Below are 25,290 nucleotides of genomic sequence, written 5' to 3'. Positions count from 1 at the left end.
GCGGTCCTGCGTGCTCAGTCCTCGGACGGGGCGTACAGGGCCGCCGTCGACTTCGGGCTCAGCAGCGAGCCGATGCCCACCAGCCCGAGCAGGCCGACCAGCACGCCGACGCCGATCATCGCGCCGCCGCTCTGGATCATGTAGTAGGCGACCGGCAGGCAGATCGAGTTGGTCAGCACCGCCGGGCTGCGGCCCCAGCGGCGCTCCTTCAGCAGCGCGCGGGCGGCCAGCACCGGCAGCACGCCGAGCAGCACGATGACCACGCCGCCGAACTCGTTCAGGGCCAGCTGCTTGGACTGGCCGGACAGTGCGGCCACCATGTCCCAGACGCCGACGACGGCCAGCGCGGCGCCCTCCAGGGCGGTGATGGCGGCGCCCAGGGTCAGGGACGCCGGACGGCCGGAGTCGGCCGCGGGTACGGGTGCGGAGGTTTCTGCGGTCACTCCAGCAGGGTAGCCGCCGGTTGGTCCGTACCGACCCGTAGGCTTTCCCCATGCGCGCTCTCCTGGTCGTGAACCACAAGGCCACCACCACCAGTGGCCGGACCAGGGACGTCCTGATCCACGCGCTGCGCAGCGACCTCAAGCTGGAGGTGGCCGAGACGCAGTACCGGGGGCACGCGCGCGACCTGGCCCGCGAGGCGGCGGAGGACGGCACGGTCGACCTGGTGGTGGCACTGGGCGGCGACGGCACCGTCAACGAAGTGGTGAACGGGCTGCTGGCGCACGGCCCGGGCGAGAAGGTCCCGCGACTGGCCGTGGTGCCGGGCGGTTCGACCAATGTGTTCGCCCGCGCGCTGGGCCTGCCCAACGACCCGGTGGAGGCCACCGGCGCCCTGCTGCACGCGCTGGAGGGCAAGCGGGAGCGCCCGATCGGGCTGGGCAAGGCGATGAGCGACGGGCTGCCGGACCGCTGGTTCACCTTCACCGCCGGGCTCGGCTTCGACGCCGGTGTGGTCGGCCGGGTCGAGGAGCAGCGCCGGGCCGGGCACAGGTCCACCCACGCCCTCTACGTCAAGCAGGCGATCCGGCACTACTTCACCCAGCGTGAGCACCGCCGATCCGGCCCGGTTTCCCTTGAGCTGCCGGGCCACGAGGCCGTTCCGGGGCTCGTGCTGTCGATAGTCAGCAACACCTCGCCGTGGACGTTCCTCGGCAACCGTCCGGTCTATCCCTCACCGCTCGCCTCCTTCGACACGGATCTCGACGTCTTCGGGATCACCCGAATGACGGCGTTCGGTACAGCTCGAACGATCCGTCAGATCCTGCGGTCGCACGCCCCTTCGAGCGATGGCGCACCGCCGGCCGGCCCGTCCGGGAAGCACGTCGTCTCCTACCACGACGTCCGACACTTCACCTTGGTTTCAGAGGAACCGACCCCGTTCCAGGTCGACGGCGACCATCTTGGGGACAGGAGTCGCGTCAGTTTCACAGGCGTACGGCGGGCACTGCGTGTGATTGTGTGACCGGAAGTGGGGTTCGCCCTTCTTCTCGAACGCACAAGCCCCCTTCACTCCATAGAAGTACTGGCTGTGAGCTAGGCGACACCGAAGAATCAAAAATTCCTCCCCGAAGGGGGTTGTATCCGAGCCCGAGGTTTGCGAACCTCTACATGGCGATCGGGACACATCGCAGCGACGGCAACTCCGGAACCACGGAGCGCCGACCGCGGGGTGTCCCTCGAATCGCCGAATCCCCCCCAGCACAGACCACCCGGGCCCGGTAGGCCTTTGGTCTCTTTTGCTGTTGCGGGATTCGTGAAAGCGTTCACATTCACAAGCCATCGATTATGTCGTCGGGTGACCCCCGTCGGCAGGAGGAGTTGGACGACCATGGACTGGCGCCACCGCGCTGTCTGCCGCGAAGAGGACCCGGAGCTGTTCTTCCCGATCGGGAACACCGGTCCTGCTCTGCTGCAGATCGAGGAAGCCAAGGCCGTGTGCCGCCGCTGTCCGGTCATGGAGCAGTGTCTCCAGTGGGCCCTCGAGACCGGCCAGGACGCCGGCGTCTGGGGCGGCATGAGCGAGGACGAGCGTCGCGCGATGAAGCGCCGCGCCGCCCGCAACCGCGCCCGCACCGCCTGATCGCGCTGATCACACCGCGTAGCACCAGCAGTGACACAGCAGTGATCGCAGTACCGATCAACACATGATCAAAGGCTTCCCTGCACCTCCTGGTGAAGCCTTCCACACAAAGGACCTTGCTCGACTCGGTCCGGCGACACCAGACCTGTCCAGGCACTTGATACTGTTCACTTAGAGCAATATTGTGGAGCTATGGCGCTCACCGTGTGCAACGCACCGGCGAGGTGTCGCACTACCCAGAGCCCCCGTTCCGGCCGACTCCCCCCGACGGCCGGAACGGGTTGAGAGGCCCTGTCGACCCACCCCCCCCCCGGTCGACAGGGCCTCGTTTCTGTTTCCGCACTCCTTCCGCGCTCCGGCGCCCTGTTGCTGCGCTCCGGCGCCCTGTTGCTGCACACCGGCGCTCTGTTGCTGCACACCGGCGCGCGGAGCACATACCCGGCGTGCCCGCCGGACGCGCGCCCCCGCCACGCACCTTCGCAACGGGATTCTCAGCAGAATCTCAGCGGACCAGAGCCTCGGCAGACCGGGGCCTCAGCGGACCGGGATCTCCAGGATCACCTTCGTACCGCCGTTCGGGCCGGCCACCATGTCGAAGGTGCCGCCCAGCTCGCCGGTGGCCAGCGTCCGGACGATCTGGAGTCCGAGGTTCCCCGCGGTCTGCGGGTCGAACCCCTCCGGCACGCCGCGACCGTCGTCCTGCACGGTGATCAGCAGGTACTCCTCCGGGCGGGCGCCGCCGTTCCAGCTGTCCGACCAGCCCATCCCGGTCGCCGGGGCCCGGCCGCGCAGCGCGCTGATCTCCAGGTTCCCGGAGGCCGTCGGACCGAACGCGTGTTCCAGGGCGTTCTGCAGCAACTCGGTCAGCACCATCGACAGCGGGGTGGCCACCTCGGCGGACAGGATGCCGAAGCTGCCGGTGCGGCGGGTCGCCACCCGGCCGTCCTGGGACAGCTCCATCGCCATCGCCAGCACCCGGTCGGCGATCTCGTCGAAGGCCACCTGCTCGTCCAGCGCCTGGGAGAGCGTCTCGTGCACGATCGCGATCGAACCGACCCGGCGCACCGCCTCGTCCAGCGCGGCCCGCCCGGACTCCGACTCCATCCGGCGGGACTGCAGCCGCAACAGGGCCGCGACGGTCTGCAGGTTGTTCTTCACCCGGTGGTGGATCTCCCGGATGGTGGCGTCCTTGGTCATCAGCTCGCGGTCACGGCGGCGCAGCTCGGTGACGTCGCGGCAGAGCACCAGCGAACCGGTCAGGATGCCCTTGGGCTTGAGCGGGATCGCCCGCACCGTCACCACTCCCCCCTGCGCCTCCACCTCGGTCTGCCGGGGCGCCCAGCCGCTGGCCACCTTCACCAGCGCCTCGTGGACGGCACCCCGGGACGGCGGGGCGAGTTCGGCGGTGGTACGGCCGAGGTGGCTGCCGACCAGGTCGGTGGTGAGGCCGAGGCGGTGGTAGGCGGAGAGCGCGTTGGGGCTGGCGTAGGTGACGATGCCGTCCGCGTCCAGGCGGATCAGGCCGTCGCCGACACGGGGGGCGGCGTCCATGTCGACCTGCTCGATGCCCGGGAAGGGGAAGCTGCCGGCCGCGATCATCTGGGCCAGGTCCGAGGCGCTCTGCAGGTAGGTGAGCTCCAGCCGGCTGGGGGTGCGGACGGTCAGCAGGTTGGTGTTGCGGGCGATCACCCCGAGCACCTTGCCCTCGCGCCGGACCGGGATCGACTCGACCCGGACCGGGACCTCCTCGCGCCATTCCGGGTCGCCCTCGCGCACGATCCGGCCCTCGTCGAAGGCCGCGTCCAGCAGCGGGCGCCGGCCGCGCGGGACGAGGTGGCCGACCATGTCGTCCTGGTAGGAGGTCGGCCCGGTGTTGGGCCGCATCTGCGCCACCGAGACGTAGCGGATGCCGTCCCAGGTGGGGATCCACAGCACCAGGTCGGCGAAGGAGAGGTCAGAGAGCAGCTGCCACTCCGAGACCAGCATGTGGAGCCATTCCACGTCGGCCCCGGTGAGGGTGGTGTGGCGGCGGACGAGTTCGTTCAGCGAGGGCACATGGCGAGGGTAGCGCCGCCGGTCCGGGCGGGGCGCGGCGGACCGGCAGGGCGGACCAGCGGGGCGGACCGGCGGGGGCTCGCCGGAGCCCGGTCGGGGGGCGTGCCGGGTCGGCCTGAGTTGTTTAGACCAATTCACTGAGCGGCCTGGACAACCGAGATTGGTCTAGTCCACAATGAAAGAGCACCAAGGAGAGGCCCCCGCGCAACTGCCCTGACCGCGCGCGGCCTTTCCTCGGTCGGACGCCGCCGAGCGAGGACCCCGCACAGTCCTCGATCGTCCCCGGTGCCCGACGACAGCTCCGGGCTGCGGTGCCGCATGGGTTGAGGGTCCCGTGTCGGCGCCGTGGCCCGTAGTGCTTTCCGGCTGCCGGCCGTCCCCCGAACCATGTTCCGCCGCTCAGCGGACCGGCCCCCGTCCACAGCCTGTGGACGGGGGCCGGTCGCGCTCGGGCCCGCCCCGAGCCCCTCGGCTCGGAGGCGAGCGGCCGAGTAACCCCCTGCTACCGCGTCTCGGTGACCTTGGCCAGGGCGCGTGGGGCGTCCGGGTCCTGGCCGCGGGCGATGGTGACCTCGTAGGCCAGCAGCTGCAGCGGCAGGATCTCCAGGATCGGCTGCACCTCCTCGGGCACGCCGGCCGGCAGCGCGAAGCCCGCCGAGGCGGCGTCGACCTGCGCCTGCTGGCCGACCACCACCAGGTCCGCGCCGCGGCCGCGCAGGCGGTCCAGCACGGGCTGGAGGGCCTCCCCGCCCTTGCCGTCCGGGACGATCGCGATGACCGGCGAGACGTTGTCCACCATGGCCAGCGGGCCGTGCAGCAGGTCCGCGCCGGAGAACGGGCTGGCCGGGATGTAGGTGGTCTCCATCAGCTTCAGCGCGGCCTCGCGGGCGGTCGGGTAGCCGTAGCCGCGCGAGGTGATGACCAGGCGCTGGGCGAAGCGGTAGCGCTCGGCCAGCGCCTTCACCTCGGCCCGCCGGGCCAGCACCCCGGCGGCCAGGCCCGGCAGTTCCTTGGCGGCCGAGTCTCCCCCGGCGTTCGGCCGGGGGTGTCCCCAGGCCTCCGCGAGGCCCTCGACCAGCAGGTAGAGCGACAGCAGCTCGGCGGTGTAGGTCTTGGTGGCGGGCAGTGCCTTCTCCGGGCCGGCCAGCACGTCGATGTGGAACTCGGAGACCTCGGCCAGCGGCGAGGAGGCGTTGTTGGTGACCGCGAGGGTGATGGCGCCGGCCTCGCGGGCGGCCTTGGTGGAGGCCACCAGGTCCGGCGAACCACCGGACTGGCTGACGGTGATCACCAGAACGTCGGTGAGGTCGGGCTTGGCGCCGTACGCGGTCGTGGTGGACATCGAGGTCAGGCCGGCCGGCTTGCCGAGCAGGATCTCGACCAGGTACTTGGCGTACAGCGCGGCGTTGTCGGACGTGCCGCGCGCGGTGAGCAGGACGAAGCGCGGGTTGCGGGTGGCGATCTCGGCCGCGATCTCGCGGATCTTCGGGGCGCCCTCGTCGAGGATGCGCTGGAGGACGGCCGGCTGCTCGGCCATCTCCGCCGCCATGATCCGGCCGGGGACGGAAACAGTCTGCGGGTCGGACATCTGGGTCTGCCTCCGATGAGATGGTTCGACCCCGCCCGGGCGGCTGCCCGACGGGGGACCTCTACGGCGGCGAGTCCGCACACTCGCTGCGGTTCTTCGTGCCCCGCAATCCTACGGGCGCGCCTGTCCCGGGGCACCTCCCGGTGCCCCGGCGCACGCGGGTCAGGACGCCTTGTTGATCAGCTGGTCGATCGCGGCGTCGGCCTCCTTGGTGGCCTGGTCCACCGACTTGCCCTTGAGGATCGCGGTCAGCATGTCGGGGATGATCTTCTGCTTCTCGACCGCGCCCCAGCCGGGGGCCAGCGGGGTGAACCAGGCGTCCGGGACGGCGTTGGCCGCGGCGGCGGTGGACGGCTTGTTCTTCAGCTGGTTCAGCTGGGTGAGGTTGTTCGGCAGGATGTCCTTGTCGGCCAGCGCCTGCTCGGACTTGGTGCTGGTGAACATCCGGACCCAGTCGGTCGCCAGCGCCACCGACGGGGACTTGGCGGTGACGGCGAGGTCGGAGCCGCCGATGAAGGTCGGCAGCGGCTTGCCGTCCGGGCCGGGCATGGTGGCCACCTTGACGGCGTCCTTGAGGCTCGCGTCGCCGGTGACCGGCGCGGTGACGCCGGCCGCCTCGTAGCCGTTGCCGTAGAAGGAGGCGGCGTGTCCGCGGGCCATCGCCTCGTACTGGTTCTGCTCGTTCACCGTCAGGTCGCCCTTGTTGTACCGGCGCACCAGGTCGGCGAAGTGGCCGATGCCCTCCTGGGACTTGGGGTCGTGCAGGGTGCCGTGCCAGTTGCCGGCGCTGTCGAACTTGGCGATGCTGCCGCCGGACGCGGCCACGTAGCTCATCGCCGCGTACCAGTACGGGCCGGGCAGGTAGAGCGGGGAGAAGGTCCTGTCCGCCTTGTTCTTGTCCGCGATCTTGTCCAGGGCGGCCAGCAGTTCGGGCTCGGTCTTCGGGAACTCGGGGTTGCCGGTGGCCTGTTGGAAGGCCGTGGAGTTGTAGATGGCGACCCGGGAGCCGGCGTAGTAGGGCACGCACCAGAGCTTGTCCTGGTAGGTGCAGGTGTTGGCGAGCGCCTTGATCCAGCTGTCGGCGTTCTCGAAGGTGGTCCGGTCCACCGGGGCCAGTGCGCCGGACAGCACGTACTTCATGGTCTCGGTGTTGCCCAGCTCGACGACGTCGGGGGCGCTGCCCTCGGCGATGGCCTTGTCCAGCTTGGTGACCTTGTCCGCCCAGCCCTGGTACGCGAGCTTGAGGGTGACCTTCGGGTACTTCGCGGCGAACTCGTCGTTGACCCGCTGGACGAGGTCGGGCCAGTTCTTCTGGGCGTCGTCCATCAGCCAGACGGTGACGGTGCCGGTGGCCGCCTTCGGGTCGGCGGCGGCGCTCCTGCCGTCGCCCGACGGTGAGCCCGACGAGGAACAGGCCGTCAGGCCCGCCGCCAGTGCCATGGTCCCGAGCGCCGAGACGAGCTGACGCTTCTTCACGCCGTCCTCCGAGGGTGTTCTAGAGCAAGTGATGCCCGCCGGCAGCGTGATGGGCGCCCGCAGCGGAGAGTCCGGGCAGGGGGCGGCGACGTGCTTTGGGGGTGGGCCGATACCACATCCGGCGAGGTTGAAACTCGAACCGGATGCTTGGACTCTGGCCTAGACCACTGGTGGTGTCAACGGCCAAAAGCCTTTGTCACCACGGCCGTTGCAGAGCCGTTGTAGCTTGTGGCACCCAGTCGCAGCACCATCACCCTAGGTGGGACTTAAGGTGGATTTAAGGCCCACTTGAGGGAGCACGGTCACCCCGCGAATCCGCAGGTCGACGCCGGGAAAACGGAACGGGCCCGCCATGCGACATGCGCATGACGGGCCCGTCGGCTGACGCCTTCCCGGACCCGGCCGGTGGCGTCCTGCCGGTCGGTTCAGCCGACCGCTCCCGGCTGCCCGGTGAGGACCTCCACCGCCGCCAGCCCGCAGACCCGGGCGGCGCCGTGGGTGGCGATGTAGAGCGCGCCGACCGGCTCGGACTGCGGCAGCCCCATCTCGACCACGGCGGCGTCCGGGCGGGCCGCCACCAGGCGGCTCAGCACGGCGGACATCCACGGGTAGCGGTGCGCGTCCCGGACCACCAGCACCAGGCGGCGCCCCTCGGCGCCGGCCACCAGCTCGTCGACCAGGGCGTCCAGCAGCTCCGGGGTCGCCTCGGCGGCCGACACCGCGCGGGTGCGGGTGCCGGGGAAGCGGTCGGCGAGCATGCCGGCCACGCCCCACGGGGTGACGTCGCCGACGGCGATGTTCGGCTCGTCCGAGAACGAGGCCACGTACGGGCGCTCGCTCACCGGAGGCGTCACCAGGCCCGGCGCCCGGACCACCTTCAGCGCCCGGCGCGCGGCCCGCAGGCCGACCGCCAGGTCCGGCTCCGGCCGCTCGCCCTGGGCCGAGATCCGGCCCCAGCTGCCCAGCGCCCGGACCCGCGCGGCGGCGTCCGCCAGCCGCTCCTCACCGAGCCTGCCGGCCCGCACGCCCGCCACGATGGCGTCGCGCAGCATCAGCACGGTCTCCTCGTCGGCCAGCCCGCCGCCGACGCAGATCGCGTCCGCACCGGCCGCCAGGGCCAGCACGGTGCCCTCGCCCATCCCGAAGGTGTCGGCGATCGCGCCCATCTCGATCGCGTCGCTGACGATCAGGCCCTGGTAGCCGAGGCCGCCCTCGGCCGGGGCGGCGCGCAGCAGGTCGCGCAGCACGGTCGGGCTCAGGGTGGCCGGCAGCTTCGGGTCCAGCGCCGGGATCATGATGTGGGCGGTCATCACGGCCTTGGTGCCGGCCGCGATCGCCGCCTGGAACGGGATCAGGTCACGGGCCCGCAGCACGTCCAGGTCGACGTCGATGACCGGCAGGCCGTGGTGCGAGTCCACCGCGGTGTCGCCGTGGCCGGGGAAGTGCTTGGAGCAGGCGGCCACGCCGGCCGACTGCAGGCCCTCGACCCAGGCAGCGGTGTGCCGCGCGCACAGCTCGGGGTCGGCGCCGAAGGAGCGGACGCCGATGACCGGGTTGCGCGGGTTGGAGTTGACGTCCGCGGTGGGCGCCCAGTTGTAGTTGACGCCGGCCGCGGCCAGCGCCCGGCCGAGCTCGCGGGCGACGTCCCGGGTCAGCGCCGGGTCGTCGATCGCGCCGAGCGCGAGGTTGCCGGGCCAGGACGAGCCGGAGCCCGCCTCCAGCCGGGTGACGTCGCCGCTCTCCTCGTCGATGGCGATCAGCAGGTCGGGGTTCTCGGCGCGCAGCGTCCGGGTGAGCGCGGACAGCTGGTCGAGGTCGACCACGTTGCGGTCGAACAGCGCGACCGAGCCCAGCCCGGCGGCGAGGTGGCGCAGCAGCCACCGCGGCGGCTCGGCGCCGACGAAGCCGGGCTGCAGGACGGTCAGGGCGTCGCGGTGCAGCTGGTCGCTGTCCGGGGCGGTGGGTACGAGGATGCTCACGGTGGCTCAGCCCTTCACGGCGCCGTCGGTCAGACCGCCGACCGCCTTGCGCTGCAGGAAGACGAACAGGATCAGCACGGGGACGGCGAACATCGTGGAGGCCGCCATGGTGGCGCCCCAGTCGTTGCCGAAGGCGGTCTTGAAGGACGACAGCCACAGCGGGAGGGTCTTGCCCTGCTCCTTGTTCAGCCACAGGACGAGCGGGAACTCGTTCCACGCCGTGATGAAGCCGAACAGCGAGGTGGACATCAGGCCCGGGGCCAGCAGCGGGAAGATCACCTTCGTGAAGGCCTGGGTGCGGGTGCAGCCGTCCACCATCGCCGACTCCTCCAGCTCCTTCGGCACCGCGGCGATGAATCCGCGCAGCGTCCAGATGGTGAAGGGCAGGATCATCATCATGTAGAAGAGCGTCAGCGGCAGCAGGCTGTTCAGCATGTCGTTGTCGCGGGAGATGATGTAGGCGCCGATGGTCATGACCTCCCAGGGGGCCATCTGCGCGAGCATGATGACCAGCACGAAGGTCTTGCGGCCGCGGAACTTCATCCGGGCGATGGCGAAGGACGCCAGGGTCGCGATCACCAGCGAGATCAGCACCGCGCCGACGGTGACGGTGACGCTGTTGGTGACGTACGTCCAGAAGTCCGGCGCGTTCACCGCGGTGGTGAAGTGGTCGAACGTCCCGTCGAAGGGAATGAAGACCGGCGTCTTGCTGATGACGTCGCGGTCCTGCTTGAACGCGGTCGCGATCATCCAGTAGACGGGGAAGATGAAGAAGACGATGAGGACGACCGCGATCACGTTCGGCCAGGTACGTCCGAAGAGAGAGCGCCTCACAGCTCGTCCTCCTGCTTGATCATGATGCGGAAGTAGTAGGCCATCAGGACGCCCAGCATCAGGATGGTGAGCACCGCGATCGCGGCGCCGACGCCGTAGTGCTGGCTGCCCTGGCCCTCCAGGAAGGCGTGCACGGGAAGGGTCCGGGTGAGCTTCTCGGGGCCGCCGCCGTTGATCGCGTAGATCTGGGTGAAGGACTTGAACACCCAGATGACCTCCAGGAAGGTCGTGGCCAGGAAGAACGGCTTCAGGTTGGGGAAGATCACCGAGCTGAAGATCTTGCCGGAGCCGGCGCCGTCCATCCGGGCCGCCTCGTAGAGCTCCTTCGGGATGGTGGTCAGACCGGCGTACATGTTGAACGCCACGAAGGGGATCGACTGCCAGACGATCAGCAGGATGACGACGAAGAAGGTCGAGTACTCGTCGCTCATCCAGTTGTAGTCGGCCATCGAGTGCCAACCCAGCTGGTCCAGGAACCAGTTGACGACACCCCACTGGTCGTCGAACAGCCAGGTGTAGACGGTGGTCGCGGCGACCACCGGCATGGCCCAGGCCATCAGCAGCGCGATCGACAGCGCCAGGCGCATCTTCTTGCCGAGGCTGTTGAGCAGCAGGCCGATCAGGGTGCCGCCGAGCATGATGAGCACCACGTTGACCAGGGTGAAGGCGACGGTGCGCCCGGTGACCGACCAGAACTCCGGGTCGGTCAGCTGCTCCTTGTAGTTGTCGAACCCCGTCCACTCGGTGAGGTGCATCACCAGCTGACGCCGGTTGAGGTTCTGGAACGACAGCAGGACGGTCTTCAGCAGCGGCCAGCCCAGCAGGACGATGGTCGCCACGATGGCCGGCAGCAGCAGCAGGTACGGGGCGAAGCGGGCGCCCAGGCCGGGGCCGCCCGCGGATCTGGTGCGCTTCGGCGCGGCGCCCTTGGCCCCGCCGCCGGCGGCACTGGTGTCAATCTCGGCCACAACAGCCTTCCCTGACTCCGGGGACTGTGTCTGCACCCGCTCCGAATGCACAGCCATCGTTCTCACTTCCTCACAACCCGGCCACGACGGACAGGCGCCGCCCACCGGCCCCCCGCCGGGGACCGGTGAGCGACGCCGCTCAAGTGCTTAGTTCTTCTCGTTGAGCCGCTTGGCGATCTCGTCGTCGTACTTCTTGGCGGTGGCCGCGTAGTCGCCGCCCTGCAGGGCCGCGGTCAGGAAGTCCTTGATCGGGTTCGGCTTGTTCTCGACGCTGGCCCAGTTCGGGGTGTTCGGGGTGATCCCGCCGACCGCGGCGGCCGTCTGGGCGGCCTTCGCGAAGTCACCGGTGAGCTGGCTGTTCAGCGCGGCCTTGTTCGGGATGTTGCCGGACGCGGCGACCAGGCCCTCGTTCTTGTCGTTGAGGGCGATCTTCAGGAAGTCCTTCGCCATGTCGGTGTTCTTGCTCTGCGCGGCGATCGCGAGGTTCGAACCGCCGAGGAAGACGCCGGAGGGCTTGTCGGCGGTCTTGCCGGGGAGCGGGAAGAAGCCGATCTTGTCCTTCGGCAGGTCCTTCTCGGCCGGCAGCTCCCAGCCGAGGGCGATCATGGTGCCGACGTTGCCCTTGGCGAAGACGTCCTTCTGCTGCGGGGTGGCCTCGTCCTTGTCCTTCGGACCGGTGGCCGAGTAGCCCTGCAGCTTCTTGTACGTCTCGAAGGCCTTCTGGGCCTCGGGGGACGACAGGCCGCCGACCCACTTGTCGCCGTCCTTCTTGGCGATCTTGCCGCCCTCACCGGTGAGCAGGCCGAAGTAGGTGTACCACTCCTGGCCCGGCAGGTAGATCGGGTCGACGACGCCGTCGGTGGCCTTCAGCTTGTCCAGGTCGGCGTAGAACTCGTCCAGGGTCGTCGGGGCGGCGGTCAGGCCGGCCTTGGTCCACAGGTCCTTGTTGTAGGCGACCACGCGGTTGGAGACCCACCACGGGGCGGCGTACTGCTTGCCGTCCAGGATCGCGGCCTCGTTCTGGTTGGCGGCCCAACCGTCGCCGCCCAGCCCGGCCTTGTCCTTGGTGATGTCGAGCAGGCCCCCGGTGGAGGCGTAGCCGGCGGTCTGGGTGTTGCCGATCTCCAGAACGTCGACCGAGCCCTCGGACAGCGCCGCGGTGACCTTCGGGCCGATGTCGGTCCACTCCTGGGTCTGGAAGTCGACCTTCGAGCCCGGGTAGGTGGTCTCGAACTCGGTCTTGACCGCGTCGGTCCAGCCCTTGGGGGCCGAGCCGGTCATCGTCCACACCTTGAGCGTCTTGCCCTTGTACTTGTCGGCGGCCGAGGACGACGACGAGCTGCTGTCGTTCTTCTTGCCGTCCGAGCCACAAGCCGCGAGACCGACGACCATTGCTGCGACGCCGACCGCCGCGATGAGCTGACGCTTCACGCCATCCTCCTGAGGGATGCCTGGGTTACCCCCGTCGGGTGGCAGCGGCAGACCCACACAAAGCGGGGGAAATGGCGCCGCGGGCCCCGTCGAACGGGTGGGGGGATTCGTAGTGACCGGCCTAGTGGTGTAGACCAGATGCCTGGAGCTTGGCCTAGACCAATGGGCGTGTCAACGGCTGTTCGACCGATCCCGACCACCCGTTATCAAGCCGACACCGCACATCGTTCATCGCGTGATGAGGTATTCGTTCCGTAGCCATACATGCAACGATGTGACCCGTTAACGATGTGGCAGGGTCTGTGAAGGCCCTGCGAGAAGCGGGAGAACAGGTCCGATGAGCAGCGACGGGGGAACCACCGCCCAGGCCGACGACCCCGAGGTGAAGAACCTCCCGACGCAGACCGGCACCGACCCGACCGCGCGCGTCCCCAAGTACTACGGACTCAAGCGCCACCTCCTCCAGCTCACCGAGACCCAGCCGGCCGGCACCCCGGTCCCGCCCGAGCGCGCGCTGGCCGCCCAGTTCGACACCTCGCGCACCACCGTCCGCCAGGCCCTGCAGGAACTGGTCGTCGAAGGGCGACTGGAGCGCATCCAGGGCAAGGGCACCTTCGTCGCCAAGCCCAAGGTCGCCCAGGCGCTGCAGCTCACCTCCTACACCGAGGACATGCGGGCCCAGGGGCTGGAACCCACCTCCCGGCTGATCGAGATCGGCTACATCACCGCCGACGACCGGCTCGCCCCGCTGCTCGACATCAAGCCCGGCGGCCGCGTCCTGCGGATCGAGCGGCTGCGCCTGGCCAACGGCGACCCGATGGCCATCGAGGTCGCCCACCTGTCCGCCAAGCGCTTCCCCGCCCTGCGGCGCAACCTCGCCAAGCACAACTCGCTGTACGCGGCGCTGCGCGAGGTCTACGGGGTCACCGTGGCCGAGGCCGAGGAGACCATCGAGACCACCCTGGCCGACCCGCGCGAGGCCGGGCTGCTCGGCTCCGACCTCGGCCTGCCGATGCTGCAGCTGTCCCGGCACTCCTTCGACGCCGAGGGCAACCCGGTCGAGTGGGTCCGCTCCATCTACCGGGGCGACCGCTACAAGTTCATCACCCGTCTGAAGCGTCCGGAGTAGGCGTTTCGGAGAGGCGTACGGAGCAGGCGCACTCCCCCCTCGCACCACGGGCACCGGCGCGCGCGACCCGCGCGCCGGTGCCTTCTGCATTCCGTGACAGTGCTTTTCGCGTTCCGTACGGGTGCTTTTCCGGGGCCCCGACGGCCGCATGCGTCCGGATGGCGGGAAGTTGCGCCAATCCCGGTGACATGGATCACCCCATGCTCTAGATTGCGCAGCCAATACTGACTGCCGATCACCGATGGTGCTGCTCGGCGGGCTCGCGGGGGCAGGGACGCCACCCGGGCTGCGGCGCCGACGGGGACAACCCTCCGGAGCGGAGCCGAAGTTGCCGTCTGATCCCGATACCTTCGAAGATGTCATGCCCGAGCCAGCCGGGGCACCCGTCCCGGCGGTGACCCCCGAGCGGGTGCTGGCCGGTCTCGCCCTGCTCGTGCCGATCGTGGCGATGCTGTGGGTGTCCTCCTACAACAAGCCCGACCCCGCGGTGGCCGGGGTGCCGTTCTTCTACTGGTACCAGCTGCTCTGGGTGCCGGCGTCGGCCGTCTTCACCGTCGCCGCCTACCTGCTGATCAACCGGGACGAGAAGGCCCGCAAGGCGGCCCGGAAGGGCGGTGCGCGATGAAGGACGTCAACGTGCCGGCCCTCGTGGTCTTCGTGCTGTTCTTCGCCCTGGTCACCGTGATGGGCTTCCTCGCCTCGCGCTGGCGCCGCGCGGGCGACGCGGCGCACCTGGACGAGTGGGGCCTGGGCGGGCGCAGCTTCGGGACCTGGGTGACCTGGTTCCTGCTCGGCGGCGACCTCTACACCGCGTACACCTTCGTCGCCGTCCCGGCCGCGGTGTACGCGAGCGGCTCGGCCGGCTTCTTCGCGGTGCCGTACACGATCATCGCCTACCCGCTGGTCTTCCTCTTCCTGCCCCGGCTCTGGTCGGTCTCCCGGGTGCACGGCTACGTGACCCCGGCCGACTTCGTGCGCGGCCGCTACGGCTCGCGGCCGCTGTCGCTGGTGGTCGCGCTGACCGGGATCCTGGCCACCATGCCGTACATCGCCCTGCAGCTCGTCGGCATCCAGGCGGTGCTGGACGTGCTGGGGGTCGGCGGCGGGGAGAACGCCAACTGGTTCGTCAAGGACCTGCCGCTGTTCATCGCCTTCGGCGTGCTGGCCGCCTACACCTACTCCTCCGGCCTGCGCGCCCCGGCGCTGATCGCCTTCGTCAAGGACGCCCTGGTCTACATCGTGATCATCGTCGCGGTGATCTACATCCCGATCCGGCTGGGCGGCTACGGGCACATCTTCGACGCGGCCGCGCAGCACTTCAAGGAGGCCAAGGCCGGGTCGATGACCGTCCCGGACAACAAGCAGTGGACGTACGCCACGCTGGGCCTCGGCTCGGCGATGGCGCTGTTCATGTACCCGCACTCGGTGACCGGGGTGCTCGCCTCCAAGTCCCGCAACACCGTGCGCCGCAACATGGCGATCATGCCCGCGTACTCGCTGATGCTGGGCCTGCTCGCGCTGCTCGGCTTCATGGCGATCGCGGCGGGCGTCGGCAAGGGCGTCAAGGGCTACAACGCCCAGCTCTCGGTGCCGCAGCTGTTCGCGAACATGTTCCCGGACTGGTTCACCGGCGTGGCCTTCGCCGCGATCGGCATCGGCGCGCTGGTGCCGGCCGCCATCATGTCCATCGCGGCGGCCAACCTGTTCACCCGCAACGTCTACAAGGACTGGTTGAAGCCCTCCGCCACCCCCTCCGACGAGACCCGGGTCGCCAAGCTGGTCTCGCTGCTGGTGAAGGTCGGCGCGCTGGTCTTCGTGCTCGGCATGGACAAGCAGGCCGCGATCAACCTCCAGCTGCTGGGCGGCCTGTGGATCCTGCAGACCTTCGTCGCCATCGTCGGCGGCCTGTTCACCCGCTGGTTCCACCACTGGGCGCTGTTCGCCGGCTGGGCGGCCGGCATGGTCTACGGCACCTGGAAGGCGTACGGGATCGCCAGCCCGGCGACCAAGCACTTCGGCGGCAACTCGGCGGAGATCCCCGGCATCGGCGAGATCGGCTACATCGGTCTGACCGCCTTCGCGCTGAACCTGGTCGTCGCGGTGGCGCTCACCCTGGTGCTGCGGGCCGTCAAGGCACCCGAGGGCCCGGACGAGACCAGGCCGTCCGACTACAGCGCCGAAGCCGGCGACGACGAGCTGAAGAGCGCGCCGGAGCCCGTAGCGGCGCACTGATTCGCGCGGTACGCGCCCTGTGATCGCGCCGCCTTCTCCGTCAACACTGGAGAAGGCGGCGCGATCATATGTATGAACAGGCGTGCACGCCGGGCACCACCAGACCGGACCGGCAACCGGCCGGAACCTGATCGACCACGGGGAGCTCGCGGCCATGGCAGAACTCGGTACCACCCTCAACGGCCAGCACCAGTCCACCCAGAACCAGTCCGCCCAGCACCAGCCCCAGAACCAGCACCAGCACGCCGGCGCCCAGAGCCACCACGTCACCGCCCACCGCCCGGCGACGGCCACCCGGCTGCCGTCCGTGCTGATCGCCACCCGGCACGGCGAGTCCACCGCCAACGTCGAGTTCCAGCTGGCCGAGGCCGCCGGTGCGCTCAGCGTCCCGATCAGCTGCCGCGACGCCGACATCCCGCTGTCCCTGCACGGGCGGCAGCAGGCCCAGGCGCTCGGCCACTGGTGGGCCGCCCTGCCCAGCGCCGACCGCCCCCGCAGCGTCTGGTGCTCGCCGTACGTGCGCACCGCCGAGACCGCGAGAATCGCGCTCGCCCAGGCCGCCGGACTCGGCGCCGTCCCGGTCACGCCGGCCGTCCGCTACGACGAGCGACTGCGCGACCGCGAACTCGGCATCCTCGAGATGCTGCCGAAGGCCGCCATCGAGGCCAAGCACCCGGAGGAGGCGGCCCGGCGGCGCAAGATGGGCGAGCTGTACTACCGGCCGCCCGGCGGCGAGTCCTGGGCCGACGTCGCGCTGCGGGTGCGCAGCCTGCTGCGGGACGTCTGCGAGGAGGAGGCCGGCCGGCCCGTCCTGCTGGTCGCGCACGACTGCACGGTGCTGATGCTCCGCTACGCGCTGGACCGGCTCACCGAGGAGCAGCTCACCGCGCTCGGGCCGGTGCACAACTGCTCCACCAGCCTCTGGCGGGCCCAGGACGGGCGGCTGCGGCCGGACCGCTGGAACACCGTCGACCACCTGACGGTGGAAGCCGGCTGACGCACGGTCACTTCATGGCCGGGTCGGCGAAGCAGCGGCGGTAGGCCAGCGGCGTGGTGCCCAGCCGGCGGCCGAAGTGGTGCCGCAGGGCGGCCGCGTTGCCGAAGCCGCAGCGGGCGGCGATCGCGTCCACCGGCTCGGTGGTGGACTCCAGCAGCCGCTGGGCGAACAGCACCCGTTGCCCGACCAGCCAGCGGTGCGGGGTGGTTCCGGTCTCCTGCTGGAAGCGGCGGGCGAAGGTGCGCGGCGACATGTGCGCCCGGACGGCCAGCTGTTCGACGGTGGCCTCCGAGTCGAGGTGGTGGCGCATCCAGTCGAGCAGCGGGGCCAGCGAGTCGCCGTCGCATTCCGGCAGCGGGCGGTTCACGAACTGGGCCTGCCCGCCCTCCCGGTGCGGCGCCACCACCATCCGGCGGGCGATCTCCCGGGCCACCTCGGCACCCTGCACCTTGCGTACCAGGTGCAGGCAGGCGTCGATACCGGCCGCCGTCCCGGCGGAGGTGATCACCGGGTCGTCGTCCACGTACAGCACGTCCGGCTCGACGGTGGTCAGCGGGAAGCGCGCCGCCAGGTCCTCGCTGTGCCGCCAGTGGGTGGCGCAGCGGCGGCCGTCCAGCAGCCCGGCGGCGCCCAGCACGAAGGCGCCGCTGCAGATGGAGAGCACCCGGCCACCGTCCGCCACCACCCCGCGCAGCGCCTCCAGCAGCGGCTCGGGGTAGCTGGGGCGGATCCTCGCCGCGGTGACCACCGCGAGGTCGGCCCCGGCCAGCCGCTCGGGGCCGTACGGGACGTCCACGGCGAAGCCGGCATGGGTGGCGTGCGGCCCGGGGCGGGCGCCGGCGAGCGCGAAGTCGTAGCCGGGCAGCCCGTCGTCGGTGCGGTCGAGGCCGAAGACCTCGCAGGCCACCCCGAGTTCGAAGGGGTGGATCTCCTCCAGCACCACCGCGACCACGTTCTTCAGCGTGCCGTCGCTCCTCGGCGCGCCGTCGTTCTTCAGCATGCCGTCCAGGATGCCCGGTCCGTCCGTCGCGGCGGAAGACGCCGACTGGCAGGATTTCGAGGCAATCGGTCATTCCTGCCACTCGTGGGCGCCGTCCCGCCCGACCAGAGTGGAGGCCATGGACAGCGACACCCTTGCCGGCGCACTCGCCCTGGCCGGAATCGTCGGCGGCTTCGGCCTGCTCGGCGTCCTGATCAGCCGCGAAGTCTCCCGCGGCCCGGCGGCCCGCCGCGACAACTACCACCGCCCGGGCGGCTACCCGGCCGACCCCGCCCGCCCCGAGCGGCTGTACGGCACCATGCCCGCCGCCTCCCTGCGCCCCTCCGCCGATCCGGCCACCCTCCCGGTCCGTTCGACCCCGGAGCTTTCCACCCCGCACGGCTCCGGCACACTGGCCGCATGGACTACCTCATCCGCCCGGCCCTCCCGGAGGACCTCGAAGACGCCGGCCGCATCACCGTCGAGGCCTTCGTCGGCGGCGGCTTCACCTCGCCCGGGAGCGGCTACGCCGAGCTGCTGCGCGACGCCGACCGCCGGGCCCGGGAGGCCGAGCTCCTGGTCGCGGTCGACCCGGCCGCAGGGCGGGTCCTCGGCTGCGTGACCTTCGCGGTCGGCGGCACCGAGTGGGCGGACATCGCCACCCCGCGCGAGGGCGAGATCAGGATGCTCGCCACCGACACCGCCGCCCGCGGCCGCGGCGTCGGCGAGGCGCTGGTGCGCGCCTCCCTCGCCCGCAGCCGCGAACTCGGCCTGGCCGGCATGGCGTTCTCCACCCGCCCGGAGATGACCGCCGCCCACCGCGTCTACGAGCGGGTCGGCTTCCGGCGCACCCCCGAGCGGGACTGGGCGCCGTACCCGGGGATGGACCTGATGGTCTACACCTTGGCGTTCTGAGGCGGCGTCGACTGGTACGCCCAGCCCATGACTTGAAATGACCATCCGATCGGCTCGCTGCTAGTATCCGCCGCATGACGACGGGGAGTCCGCCTAGCGGCTGGTACGAGGACCCTTCCGGGCAGCCCAATACGCTGCGCTGGTGGGATGGTTCGACCTGGACCGACAAGGTTCAGGCCAAGCCGGGAGGCGGCGGCATGCCCGCGAGCCCGTTCCCCGGCCATGCCGTCCAGAACGCTGCCGCGCCGACGGCCGTCAGCCCGGCGGTGCAGGTTCCGCCGGCGCCCACGGCGCCGGCCGCTCCGACGCTGGCCACCCTGCCGACCCAGACTTCGGGACCGGGCCAGACGTCCGGACCGGGCCAGGCCCCGGGACCGGCCCAGGCCCCCGGGCCGGCGCCGCAGCAGCCCGGCCCGCCGACCCCCGGCCTGCCGACGCCCAAGCCGATCCCCACCTCGGTGGTGTTCGAGACCGTCGAGCCGAAGAACACCAAGCGCCGGGTACTCGTGGCCGTCGGCGCCGTGGTGCTGTCGGTCGTGATGGCGGGCGGCGGCTACGTCCTGGGCCACAAGACCGCGAAGCCCGGCTCGGCGAAGGCCGATTCGACCACGGCCGCGACCCCCACCGGTGACCCCAAGAGCCCGAACGGCTTCATGGGCACCGCCCTGACCGGCGGTCAGCAGCTCCCCGGCGGGCGGCAGATCACCGGCCAGGACTCGAAGATGAACTTCATGCTGCCGCAGGACTGGCAGGTCCAGGTCGACGCCAAGGCCCCGAACGAGGTCCGCTACGCGGTCAACCCGTACGCCTGCGTGGGCCACGGCAACGGGGCCTGCACCCGCGGCGTGGTCGTCCAGAACCTCCGGGTGTTCAACGGCGGCTGGTCCGACCCGAAGTCCCTGGTGCTCGGCATGGGCCAGCTGCTCTACAACACCCGTTACGGCTCGGACGCGCCGACGCCGCCGGACCCGGTGAAGCAGTCGGCCGTCAAGATCCAGGGCATGGACGGCTACCTCGCGCTGTGGCACGTCCCGATGTCCAGTGCCTCGTCCACGCCGGACAGCTACTGCGGCGTCCTCGAGGTCACGCCGGCGGCCGGGGCGACCACCGTCCCGGTGCTCCAGATCTGCCTGGACCAGGCGGCGGAGGCTCCGCCGCTGGCGCTGATGGACCAGATCGCGAACTCCGTCAAGATCACGCCCTGACGCTCGTCCCTCCCGTAGGCCCCGCCCTTCCGCGGGGCTTGCGGGAGCCTTGGCATTCCCGGCCCCGGCAGAGAGCGCTCGGCCACGGCCCGTATGCTGACCGCTTGAACGACAATCAGCCAAGCCCATGAGTGACGCCGCCACGCCGTACGACCGTCGACCCGACGGCCCGGTGTCGGACGTCGACGGGCGGTGACCGAGCAGGGAACCAGCGGCTCCGGTACGACCGGGCAGCTGTACGGGGGTTGACCGGTGGACTCCACCAACGAACACACGGCGACGCAGGGCAACCGGGCGCGCGGACGCCACGGGCGCGTCCTGCCCCGGGCCCGGAACGAACGCCGCATCGTCCGCAGGGAGCTGCGCAACAGCGCCGCCCAGCGCGCCTACGTGGCGTGCGCCGAGACCGCCGGCCCGCTGACCCCCGGCGAGGACGGCGGCGCCGTCCGTTACCGCTCGGTTTCCTCACGCGGCGTCAAGTTCGTCATGACCGTCCTGGTGGCGGTCAACGCTCTGGCCGGCCTCGTCTTCGTCGGCTGGCTGCTCCTCCCCGAGCACATCCCCAGCTCCCACGTCGGCTGGTCCCCGGACTGGCGGATCAACCTGGCGCGTATCTGCTTCTGTTCCGTTATTACGGTGGAAGTGATCCGGCTGGTTCAGAACCTCGCCGTCTGGGTCTTCGCGTTCCGCGCCAAGGACCCGGTGCCGGTCACTCCGCCGCCCGGGCTGCGGGTCGCGGTGCTGACCACGATCGTGCCTTCCAAGGAGCCGATCGAGATCGTCGAGCGGACCCTCGCCGCCATGCTGCGGATCGAGTACGACGGCCGGGTCGACGTCTGGATCCTCGACGAGGGCAACGACGACCGGGTCAAGGAGATGGCCGCCCGGCTCGGCGTCCACCACTTCAGCCGCAAGGGACGCCCCGAGTACAACCAGGCCGAGGGCGAGTTCCGGGCCAAGACCAAGTCCGGCAACCACAACTCCTGGCGCGCCGAGCACGAGCACGGCTACGACGTGGTGGCCCAGATGGACCCGGACCACGTCCCGCTGCCCTGCTTCCTGGAGCGCACCCTCGGATACTTCCGCGACCCCGACGTCGCCTTCGTGGTCGCCCCCCAGGTGTACGGCAACATGTACGACAACTGGGTCGCCCACGGTGCCTCCGTGCAGCAGTACCTGTTCTCCGGCCTGGTCGAGCGCGGCGGCAACGGCATGGACGCGCCGCTGCTGATCGGCACCAACCACCTGTACCGGCCGGTCGCCTGGCAGCAGATCGGCGGCTACCAGGATTCGATCATCGAGGACCACCTCACCAGCATGCGGGTCCAGGCCTCCGTCAACCCGGAGACCGACCGGCACTGGAAGGGCGTCTACACCCCCGACGTTCTCGCCGTCGGCGAGGGCCCGACCTCCTGGACCGACTACTTCAACCAGCAGAAGCGCTGGGCGTACGGCATCTGGGAGATCCTGCTCAAGAGCCGGCTGCGCTCCGGCATCAAGCTGCGCCTGCGCCAGCGGGTGCTCTACGGCCTGGTCCAGTTCTACTACCCGAGCGTGGCGATCAACACCGTCCTCGGCAGCCTCGCCACCTCCGTCTACCTGGCCCTCGGCGTCACCTCCATCCACCTCAACAGCACCCACTGGATGGCCCTGTGGGGCGCCAGCATGGGCAGCTGGTTCGTGCTGTGGCTGTGGCTGCGCCGCTTCAACCTGGCCGCGCACGAGCGGCGCGAGATCGGCGTGGCCGGCATGGGGCTGGCCATGTTCGCCGGCCCGGTCTACGTCGCCGCCGCGATCGCGGCGCTGCTGCGCCGCCCGCTCGCCTACGCCGTCACCGCCAAGGGCGACCTGCGCAGCGCCGAGTCGCTGTCGACCTTCCGGCTGCACCTGCTGTGGGCGGCGGTCGCGGGCGGGCTGCTCGGCGCGAGCTTCACGCTCCACCACGACATCTGGATCCTGCGGTTCTGGGCCGGCGTCAGCCTGTTCACCGGTCTCGCGCCGCTGGTGATCTCCTTCGTCAGCGGACGCCGCGAGGCCCGGGCCCAGCGGGCCGCCGCGGCCAGGGCCGCCGAGGCGCCCGCCGCCGACCGGCTGCCCGGCCACCTGCCCTCCCAGCGGACCGAACCGCCGCGCACCGGGGCAGCCGTCGGAGGACCCGTCGGAGAAAACGTCGAGGACGCCTTCGGAGAAGCCGTCGAGGAATCCGAGGAACCCGTCGAAGGAGCCCTCGCCGAGGACGAGTTCGAGGAGCTGCTGGAGCCGGCCCGGGCCGGCTCCCGGACCGAGCGGAGGAGCCGCTGATGCTGCGGATCACCGTCCCCCGGATCGCCGCCCTGGTCGCCCTGGCCCTGATGGTCGGGTACACCTTCGTCCTGGCGCCCCGGCTCTCCCGTGCGCACGACCTGGAGCCGTACACCTTCGCCGGCGCCGCCCCGACGGCGATGCCGAGTTGGCTGACCACCGCCCTGGCCGCGTCACCGACCGCCACCCCCGCGACGGCCGGCCAGAGCCCGACGGCGGCAGCGACGCCCACCACACCGCCCCCGCCCCCGCAGTTCCCGCCGGCCGGCGGCGCGTTCACCGGCATCATGACCAAGCCCGGCCCCTACGACCTCGGCCCGCTCGACGAGTTCACCGCGGCCGTCAAGCACCAGCCGAACGTGCTGGAGTTCTCGGTCGGCTGGTGGGACCGGAAGTTCGACCGCCGGGTCTTCGACACCGTCGCCGAACGCGGCATCATGCCGATGGTCGCCTGGGAGCCCTGGGACTACCGCAAGGAAGCCAAGGAGGACAAGCTCCGCGGCGAGCAGCCGGAGTACTCCCTCTCCAACATCATCGACGGCAGGTTCGACGACTACATCAAGACCTGGGCCGACGGCATCAAGGGCCTCGGCTACCCCGTCGCCCTGCGCTTCGCCCACGAGATGAACGGCTACTGGTACCCCTGGGCCGAGCAGTCCAACGGCAACAAGAAGGGCCAGTACGTCCAGGCCTGGCGGCACGTCCACGACATCTTCAAGCAGGCCGGCGCCACCCGGGTCACCTGGGTGTGGAGCCCCAACGTCGACTACGAGAACGCCACCAGCCTGAACACGCTCTACCCCGGCGACGACTACGTCGACTGGGTCGGCCTGTCCGGCTACTACGGCACCACCGGCGTCGAGAAGTACAAGTCGTTCGACCAGATCTTCCAGCCGACCATCGAGCAGATCCGGGCGTTCAGCCACAAGCCCGTGGTGATCACCGAGACCGGGGCCACCGACACCTCGGGGCTGAAGGCACAGTGGATCACCGAGATGTTCTCGCAGCTCGCCCAGCACCCCGACATCATCGGCGTGATCTGGTACGAGGCGAGGAAGGAGGTCGACTGGCGGGTAGCCGCGTCCCCCGCCGCCGCCCAGGCGTTCGCCGCCGGGGTCTCCGCGCCGCGCTACAACACGCCCTGGACCGTCCACTCCGAGCCGGCCCTGACCGTCACGGCGCCGGCCCCGGCACCCGCCCCTTCCCCCGACGCGCCGGCCTCCCCCAGCCCGTCGGCCACCACCCAGAAGCCTCCGGTCAAGAAGCCGACCTCGCCCGCGACCAAGCCCCGGTCGAGTTCCACGCCCGCCGGGTGAGCACGACCCCGCCCCGGCCCGCGTACCGGCCTACGACACCACCGCCCCGGCCCGCGCACCGGCCGCAGACACCGCAGCAGGGAGGCGAGAGCCCCATGACCCACCCCGTCGTGCCCGGAACCGGGCGCCGCGGCCTGCGCCCGTGGTGGTGGCTCGCGCCGACCATCGCGATCGTGCTGGCCCTGTGCGCGGTGCTGATCCCGCACGACTCGCGGGACCCGCAGGCGCCCGTCCGGGCGACCACGGCCGTCACCCCGCTGCCGGCCGCGACCGCCGGCGAGATCTGCTCCACCGGGCAGAACCGCTACCCGTCCCAGGCCGTCGACTCCGGCCGCTACCTGATCAACCCGAACGAGTGGAACGCCACCGGCGGCCTCTGCATCAGCAGCAGCGGCGCCGGCACCGACTTCCGGGTGACCCGCAGCGGGATCAGCCCCGCCAGCCTCACGGACCCGGACCGCGGCCCCGGCGCCTACCCGCACATCAGCACCCAGCTCCAGCCCGGCACCGGCCCGCTGCCCATCCCGGTGGACAACCTGCGGTACGCGACCAGCAGTTGGCAGACCACCCAGGTCGACGGCGGCGTCTACAACGTCTCGTACGACGTCTGGTACAGCAACAGCCGGACCAGCTGCTCCTTCACCGAGAGCGCCGAGCTGATGATCTGGCTGCGCGGCAACGGCAAGACCCCGTTCGGCCAGCGGACCGGCGACCTACAGGTCGGCGGCACCTCCTACCGCGTGTACGAGGCCCCGAAGAAGAGCAGCCACACCCTGATCACCTACGAGATGGCCACCGGCACGACCTCCGTCACCGACCTGGACCTGCGGGCCTTCACCCGCGACGCCATCCAGCGCGGCTACGTCCCGGCCGGCTCCTACCTGTGCGCCGTCCAGGCCGGGTTCGAGATCTGGGACGGCGGCGCCGGCCTCGGCAGCGACTCCTTCTCGTTCCAGGCCGCCGCCGGACAGCCGAGCGGCGCGATCACCTCGGCCCTGCCCGGTCTCTGTCTGGACAGCCGGGTGGCGGGCGATCCGGCCGCGGTCGGCGCCGGCACCTGCGACGGCTCGCCGGCCCAGACCTGGACGATGGGGGACAACGGCTCGATCGGGCAGAACGGGCGCTGCGTCGAGGACCCGGGCCTCGGTTTCCCCGTCCTCACCGGCTGCACCTCGCGGCCCGACCAGCGCTGGCGGGTGACCCCCACGGGACAGCTCGCCAACCAGGACACGGGGCGCTGCGTCGAGAATCCGGGTGCTGCCGGGAGTGCGGGTCCGAGCGCTGCCGCCAGTGCCGGTCCGAGCGCCTCCTCGAGCGGGACTGCGAGCGCCTCCGCGGGCGCCTCTGCGAGCGCCTCCGCGGGCGGGACCACCCAGGTGCGGATGCGCCCGTGCGATGCCCGTACGGGCCAGGGATGGCACCCTCCAGCCTGAGCAGATTATCGCACGATGAGTCGAACAGTCGTGCCCCGCGACACTACATGTGGGGCTGCATCGGACTCGCGCCACTAGATGTATGCTCATCCCTGCTGTCGATGCAGGGGAACCCGGTGGGAATCCGGGACTGCCCCGCAGCGGTGAGCGAGCGGCTCCAAGAGCCCTGCCCGCGAGTCCGATGACCTGCCGACAGCGTGCGCCACGGCCCTCCCGCAGAGGCCGCGCCAGCACCAGCAGTACCTTCCGGGCCTCGCGGGCGGGCCGGGGATGCCACCGTCGCACGGACGCCGCTTGCGCCCGCGCGCGTGCTCCCCTGCCCCGATCGCCCGGTACTCCGATCACCGCCGACGATCGCCGCCAGGAGAG

Annotated in this window: 20 protein-coding genes and 1 riboswitch; of the genes, 11 read left to right on the top strand and 9 right to left on the bottom strand. The window is 70.8% G+C overall.

Annotated elements, in window-relative coordinates; all coding sequences use genetic code 11:
- Window positions 1–14: 14 nt before the first annotated feature.
- A complete protein-coding gene (locus ACZ52J_RS10860) occupies window positions 15–443 on the bottom strand; it encodes a hypothetical protein (RefSeq protein ID WP_360505736.1) in 429 nt (142 codons plus the stop codon).
- A 50-nt stretch (window positions 444–493) separates the two neighbouring features.
- Between ACZ52J_RS10860 and ACZ52J_RS10855 the strand changes: the two genes are divergently transcribed.
- Window positions 494–1,465, top strand: a complete 972-nt coding sequence (locus tag ACZ52J_RS10855; protein WP_360505733.1) for a diacylglycerol/lipid kinase family protein — start codon at window positions 494–496, stop codon at window positions 1,463–1,465.
- A gap of 366 nt (window positions 1,466–1,831) precedes the next feature.
- Window positions 1,832–2,083, top strand: a complete 252-nt coding sequence (locus ACZ52J_RS10850) for a WhiB family transcriptional regulator (protein WP_014138019.1) — start codon at window positions 1,832–1,834, stop codon at window positions 2,081–2,083.
- A gap of 534 nt (window positions 2,084–2,617) precedes the next feature.
- Here ACZ52J_RS10850 and ACZ52J_RS10845 read toward each other — a convergent pair.
- The 7 genes from ACZ52J_RS10845 to ACZ52J_RS10815 all read right to left on the bottom strand — a co-directional run bounded on the left by ACZ52J_RS10845 (window position 2,618) and on the right by ACZ52J_RS10815 (window position 12,414).
- On the bottom strand, window positions 2,618–4,138 hold the full coding sequence (locus tag ACZ52J_RS10845; RefSeq protein ID WP_360505730.1) for a sensor histidine kinase: 1,521 nt from the start codon (window positions 4,136–4,138) through the stop codon (window positions 2,618–2,620).
- Window positions 4,139–4,640: 502 nt separating this feature from the next.
- Window positions 4,641–5,726 (bottom strand): SIS domain-containing protein, encoded by a 1,086-nt coding sequence (locus tag ACZ52J_RS10840; protein WP_360505727.1) that lies wholly within the window; start codon window positions 5,724–5,726, stop codon window positions 4,641–4,643.
- A 162-nt stretch (window positions 5,727–5,888) separates the two neighbouring features.
- On the bottom strand, window positions 5,889–7,166 hold the full coding sequence (locus ACZ52J_RS10835; RefSeq protein WP_465617776.1) for an extracellular solute-binding protein: 1,278 nt from the start codon (window positions 7,164–7,166) through the stop codon (window positions 5,889–5,891).
- Window positions 7,167–7,627: 461 nt separating this feature from the next.
- Window positions 7,628–9,181 (bottom strand): glycoside hydrolase family 3 protein, encoded by a 1,554-nt coding sequence (locus ACZ52J_RS10830; RefSeq protein ID WP_465617563.1) that lies wholly within the window; start codon window positions 9,179–9,181, stop codon window positions 7,628–7,630.
- A gap of 6 nt (window positions 9,182–9,187) precedes the next feature.
- The gene (locus ACZ52J_RS10825) at window positions 9,188–10,015 is read right to left on the bottom strand and encodes a carbohydrate ABC transporter permease (RefSeq protein WP_360505718.1); all 828 of its coding nucleotides are present in this window, start codon (window positions 10,013–10,015) and stop codon (window positions 9,188–9,190) included.
- The gene (locus ACZ52J_RS10820) at window positions 10,012–11,040 is read right to left on the bottom strand and encodes a carbohydrate ABC transporter permease (RefSeq protein WP_396287749.1); all 1,029 of its coding nucleotides are present in this window, start codon (window positions 11,038–11,040) and stop codon (window positions 10,012–10,014) included. The genes ACZ52J_RS10825 and ACZ52J_RS10820 overlap by 4 nt, the downstream gene beginning before the upstream one ends.
- 90 nt (window positions 11,041–11,130) lie before the next feature.
- Window positions 11,131–12,414: an extracellular solute-binding protein gene (locus tag ACZ52J_RS10815; RefSeq protein ID WP_360505712.1), complete on the bottom strand. Its 1,284-nt coding sequence runs from the start codon at window positions 12,412–12,414 to the stop codon at window positions 11,131–11,133.
- 337 nt (window positions 12,415–12,751) lie between these two features.
- On the opposite strand from ACZ52J_RS10815, the gene ACZ52J_RS10810 reads away from it, so the two are divergent.
- The 4 genes from ACZ52J_RS10810 to ACZ52J_RS10795 all read left to right on the top strand — a co-directional run bounded on the left by ACZ52J_RS10810 (window position 12,752) and on the right by ACZ52J_RS10795 (window position 16,772).
- A complete protein-coding gene (locus tag ACZ52J_RS10810; RefSeq protein ID WP_360505710.1) occupies window positions 12,752–13,543 on the top strand; it encodes a GntR family transcriptional regulator in 792 nt (263 codons plus the stop codon).
- A 361-nt stretch (window positions 13,544–13,904) separates the two neighbouring features.
- A complete protein-coding gene (locus tag ACZ52J_RS10805) occupies window positions 13,905–14,168 on the top strand; it encodes a DUF3311 domain-containing protein (RefSeq protein WP_360505707.1) in 264 nt (87 codons plus the stop codon).
- Window positions 14,165–15,775 carry a monocarboxylate uptake permease MctP gene (gene mctP, locus ACZ52J_RS10800; protein ID WP_360505705.1) on the top strand — a complete coding sequence of 537 codons (1,611 nt, stop codon included), beginning with the start codon at window positions 14,165–14,167 and terminating at the stop codon, window positions 15,773–15,775. Before ACZ52J_RS10805 ends, mctP begins: the two co-directional genes overlap by 4 nt.
- 154 nt (window positions 15,776–15,929) lie before the next feature.
- A complete protein-coding gene (locus tag ACZ52J_RS10795; RefSeq protein ID WP_465617559.1) occupies window positions 15,930–16,772 on the top strand; it encodes a histidine phosphatase family protein in 843 nt (280 codons plus the stop codon).
- 7 nt (window positions 16,773–16,779) lie between these two features.
- Here the strand turns inward: ACZ52J_RS10795 and ACZ52J_RS10790 are convergent, their stop codons facing one another.
- Complete coding sequence (locus ACZ52J_RS10790) at window positions 16,780–17,772, bottom strand: helix-turn-helix domain-containing protein (protein WP_465617557.1); 993 nt, start codon at window positions 17,770–17,772, stop codon at window positions 16,780–16,782.
- Between the two features lie 399 nt (window positions 17,773–18,171).
- Between ACZ52J_RS10790 and ACZ52J_RS10785 the strand changes: the two genes are divergently transcribed.
- From ACZ52J_RS10785 to ACZ52J_RS10765, 5 genes are all read left to right on the top strand, one after another.
- On the top strand, window positions 18,172–18,666 hold the full coding sequence (locus ACZ52J_RS10785) for a GNAT family N-acetyltransferase (RefSeq protein WP_465617555.1): 495 nt from the start codon (window positions 18,172–18,174) through the stop codon (window positions 18,664–18,666).
- Between the two features lie 74 nt (window positions 18,667–18,740).
- Window positions 18,741–19,871 carry a DUF2510 domain-containing protein gene (locus ACZ52J_RS10780; RefSeq protein WP_465617552.1) on the top strand — a complete coding sequence of 377 codons (1,131 nt, stop codon included), beginning with the start codon at window positions 18,741–18,743 and terminating at the stop codon, window positions 19,869–19,871.
- A gap of 252 nt (window positions 19,872–20,123) precedes the next feature.
- Window positions 20,124–22,172, top strand: a complete 2,049-nt coding sequence (locus ACZ52J_RS10775; protein WP_465617550.1) for a glycosyltransferase family 2 protein — start codon at window positions 20,124–20,126, stop codon at window positions 22,170–22,172.
- A complete protein-coding gene (locus tag ACZ52J_RS10770; protein ID WP_465617548.1) occupies window positions 22,172–23,488 on the top strand; it encodes a glycoside hydrolase family 26 protein in 1,317 nt (438 codons plus the stop codon). The genes ACZ52J_RS10775 and ACZ52J_RS10770 overlap by 1 nt, the downstream gene beginning before the upstream one ends.
- Window positions 23,489–23,583: 95 nt before the next feature.
- Window positions 23,584–24,921, top strand: a complete 1,338-nt coding sequence (locus tag ACZ52J_RS10765) for a GH12 family glycosyl hydrolase domain-containing protein (protein ID WP_465617546.1) — start codon at window positions 23,584–23,586, stop codon at window positions 24,919–24,921.
- 82 nt (window positions 24,922–25,003) lie between these two features.
- A riboswitch (cobalamin riboswitch) is annotated at window positions 25,004–25,129 on the top strand.
- The last annotated feature ends 161 nt before the right edge of the window (window positions 25,130–25,290 follow it).

This window comes from Kitasatospora sp. NPDC034035 (genome assembly GCF_055575755.1).
The sequence above is the reverse complement of the archived record's forward strand: the minus strand, read 5'-3'. Positions and strand labels throughout refer to the sequence as shown.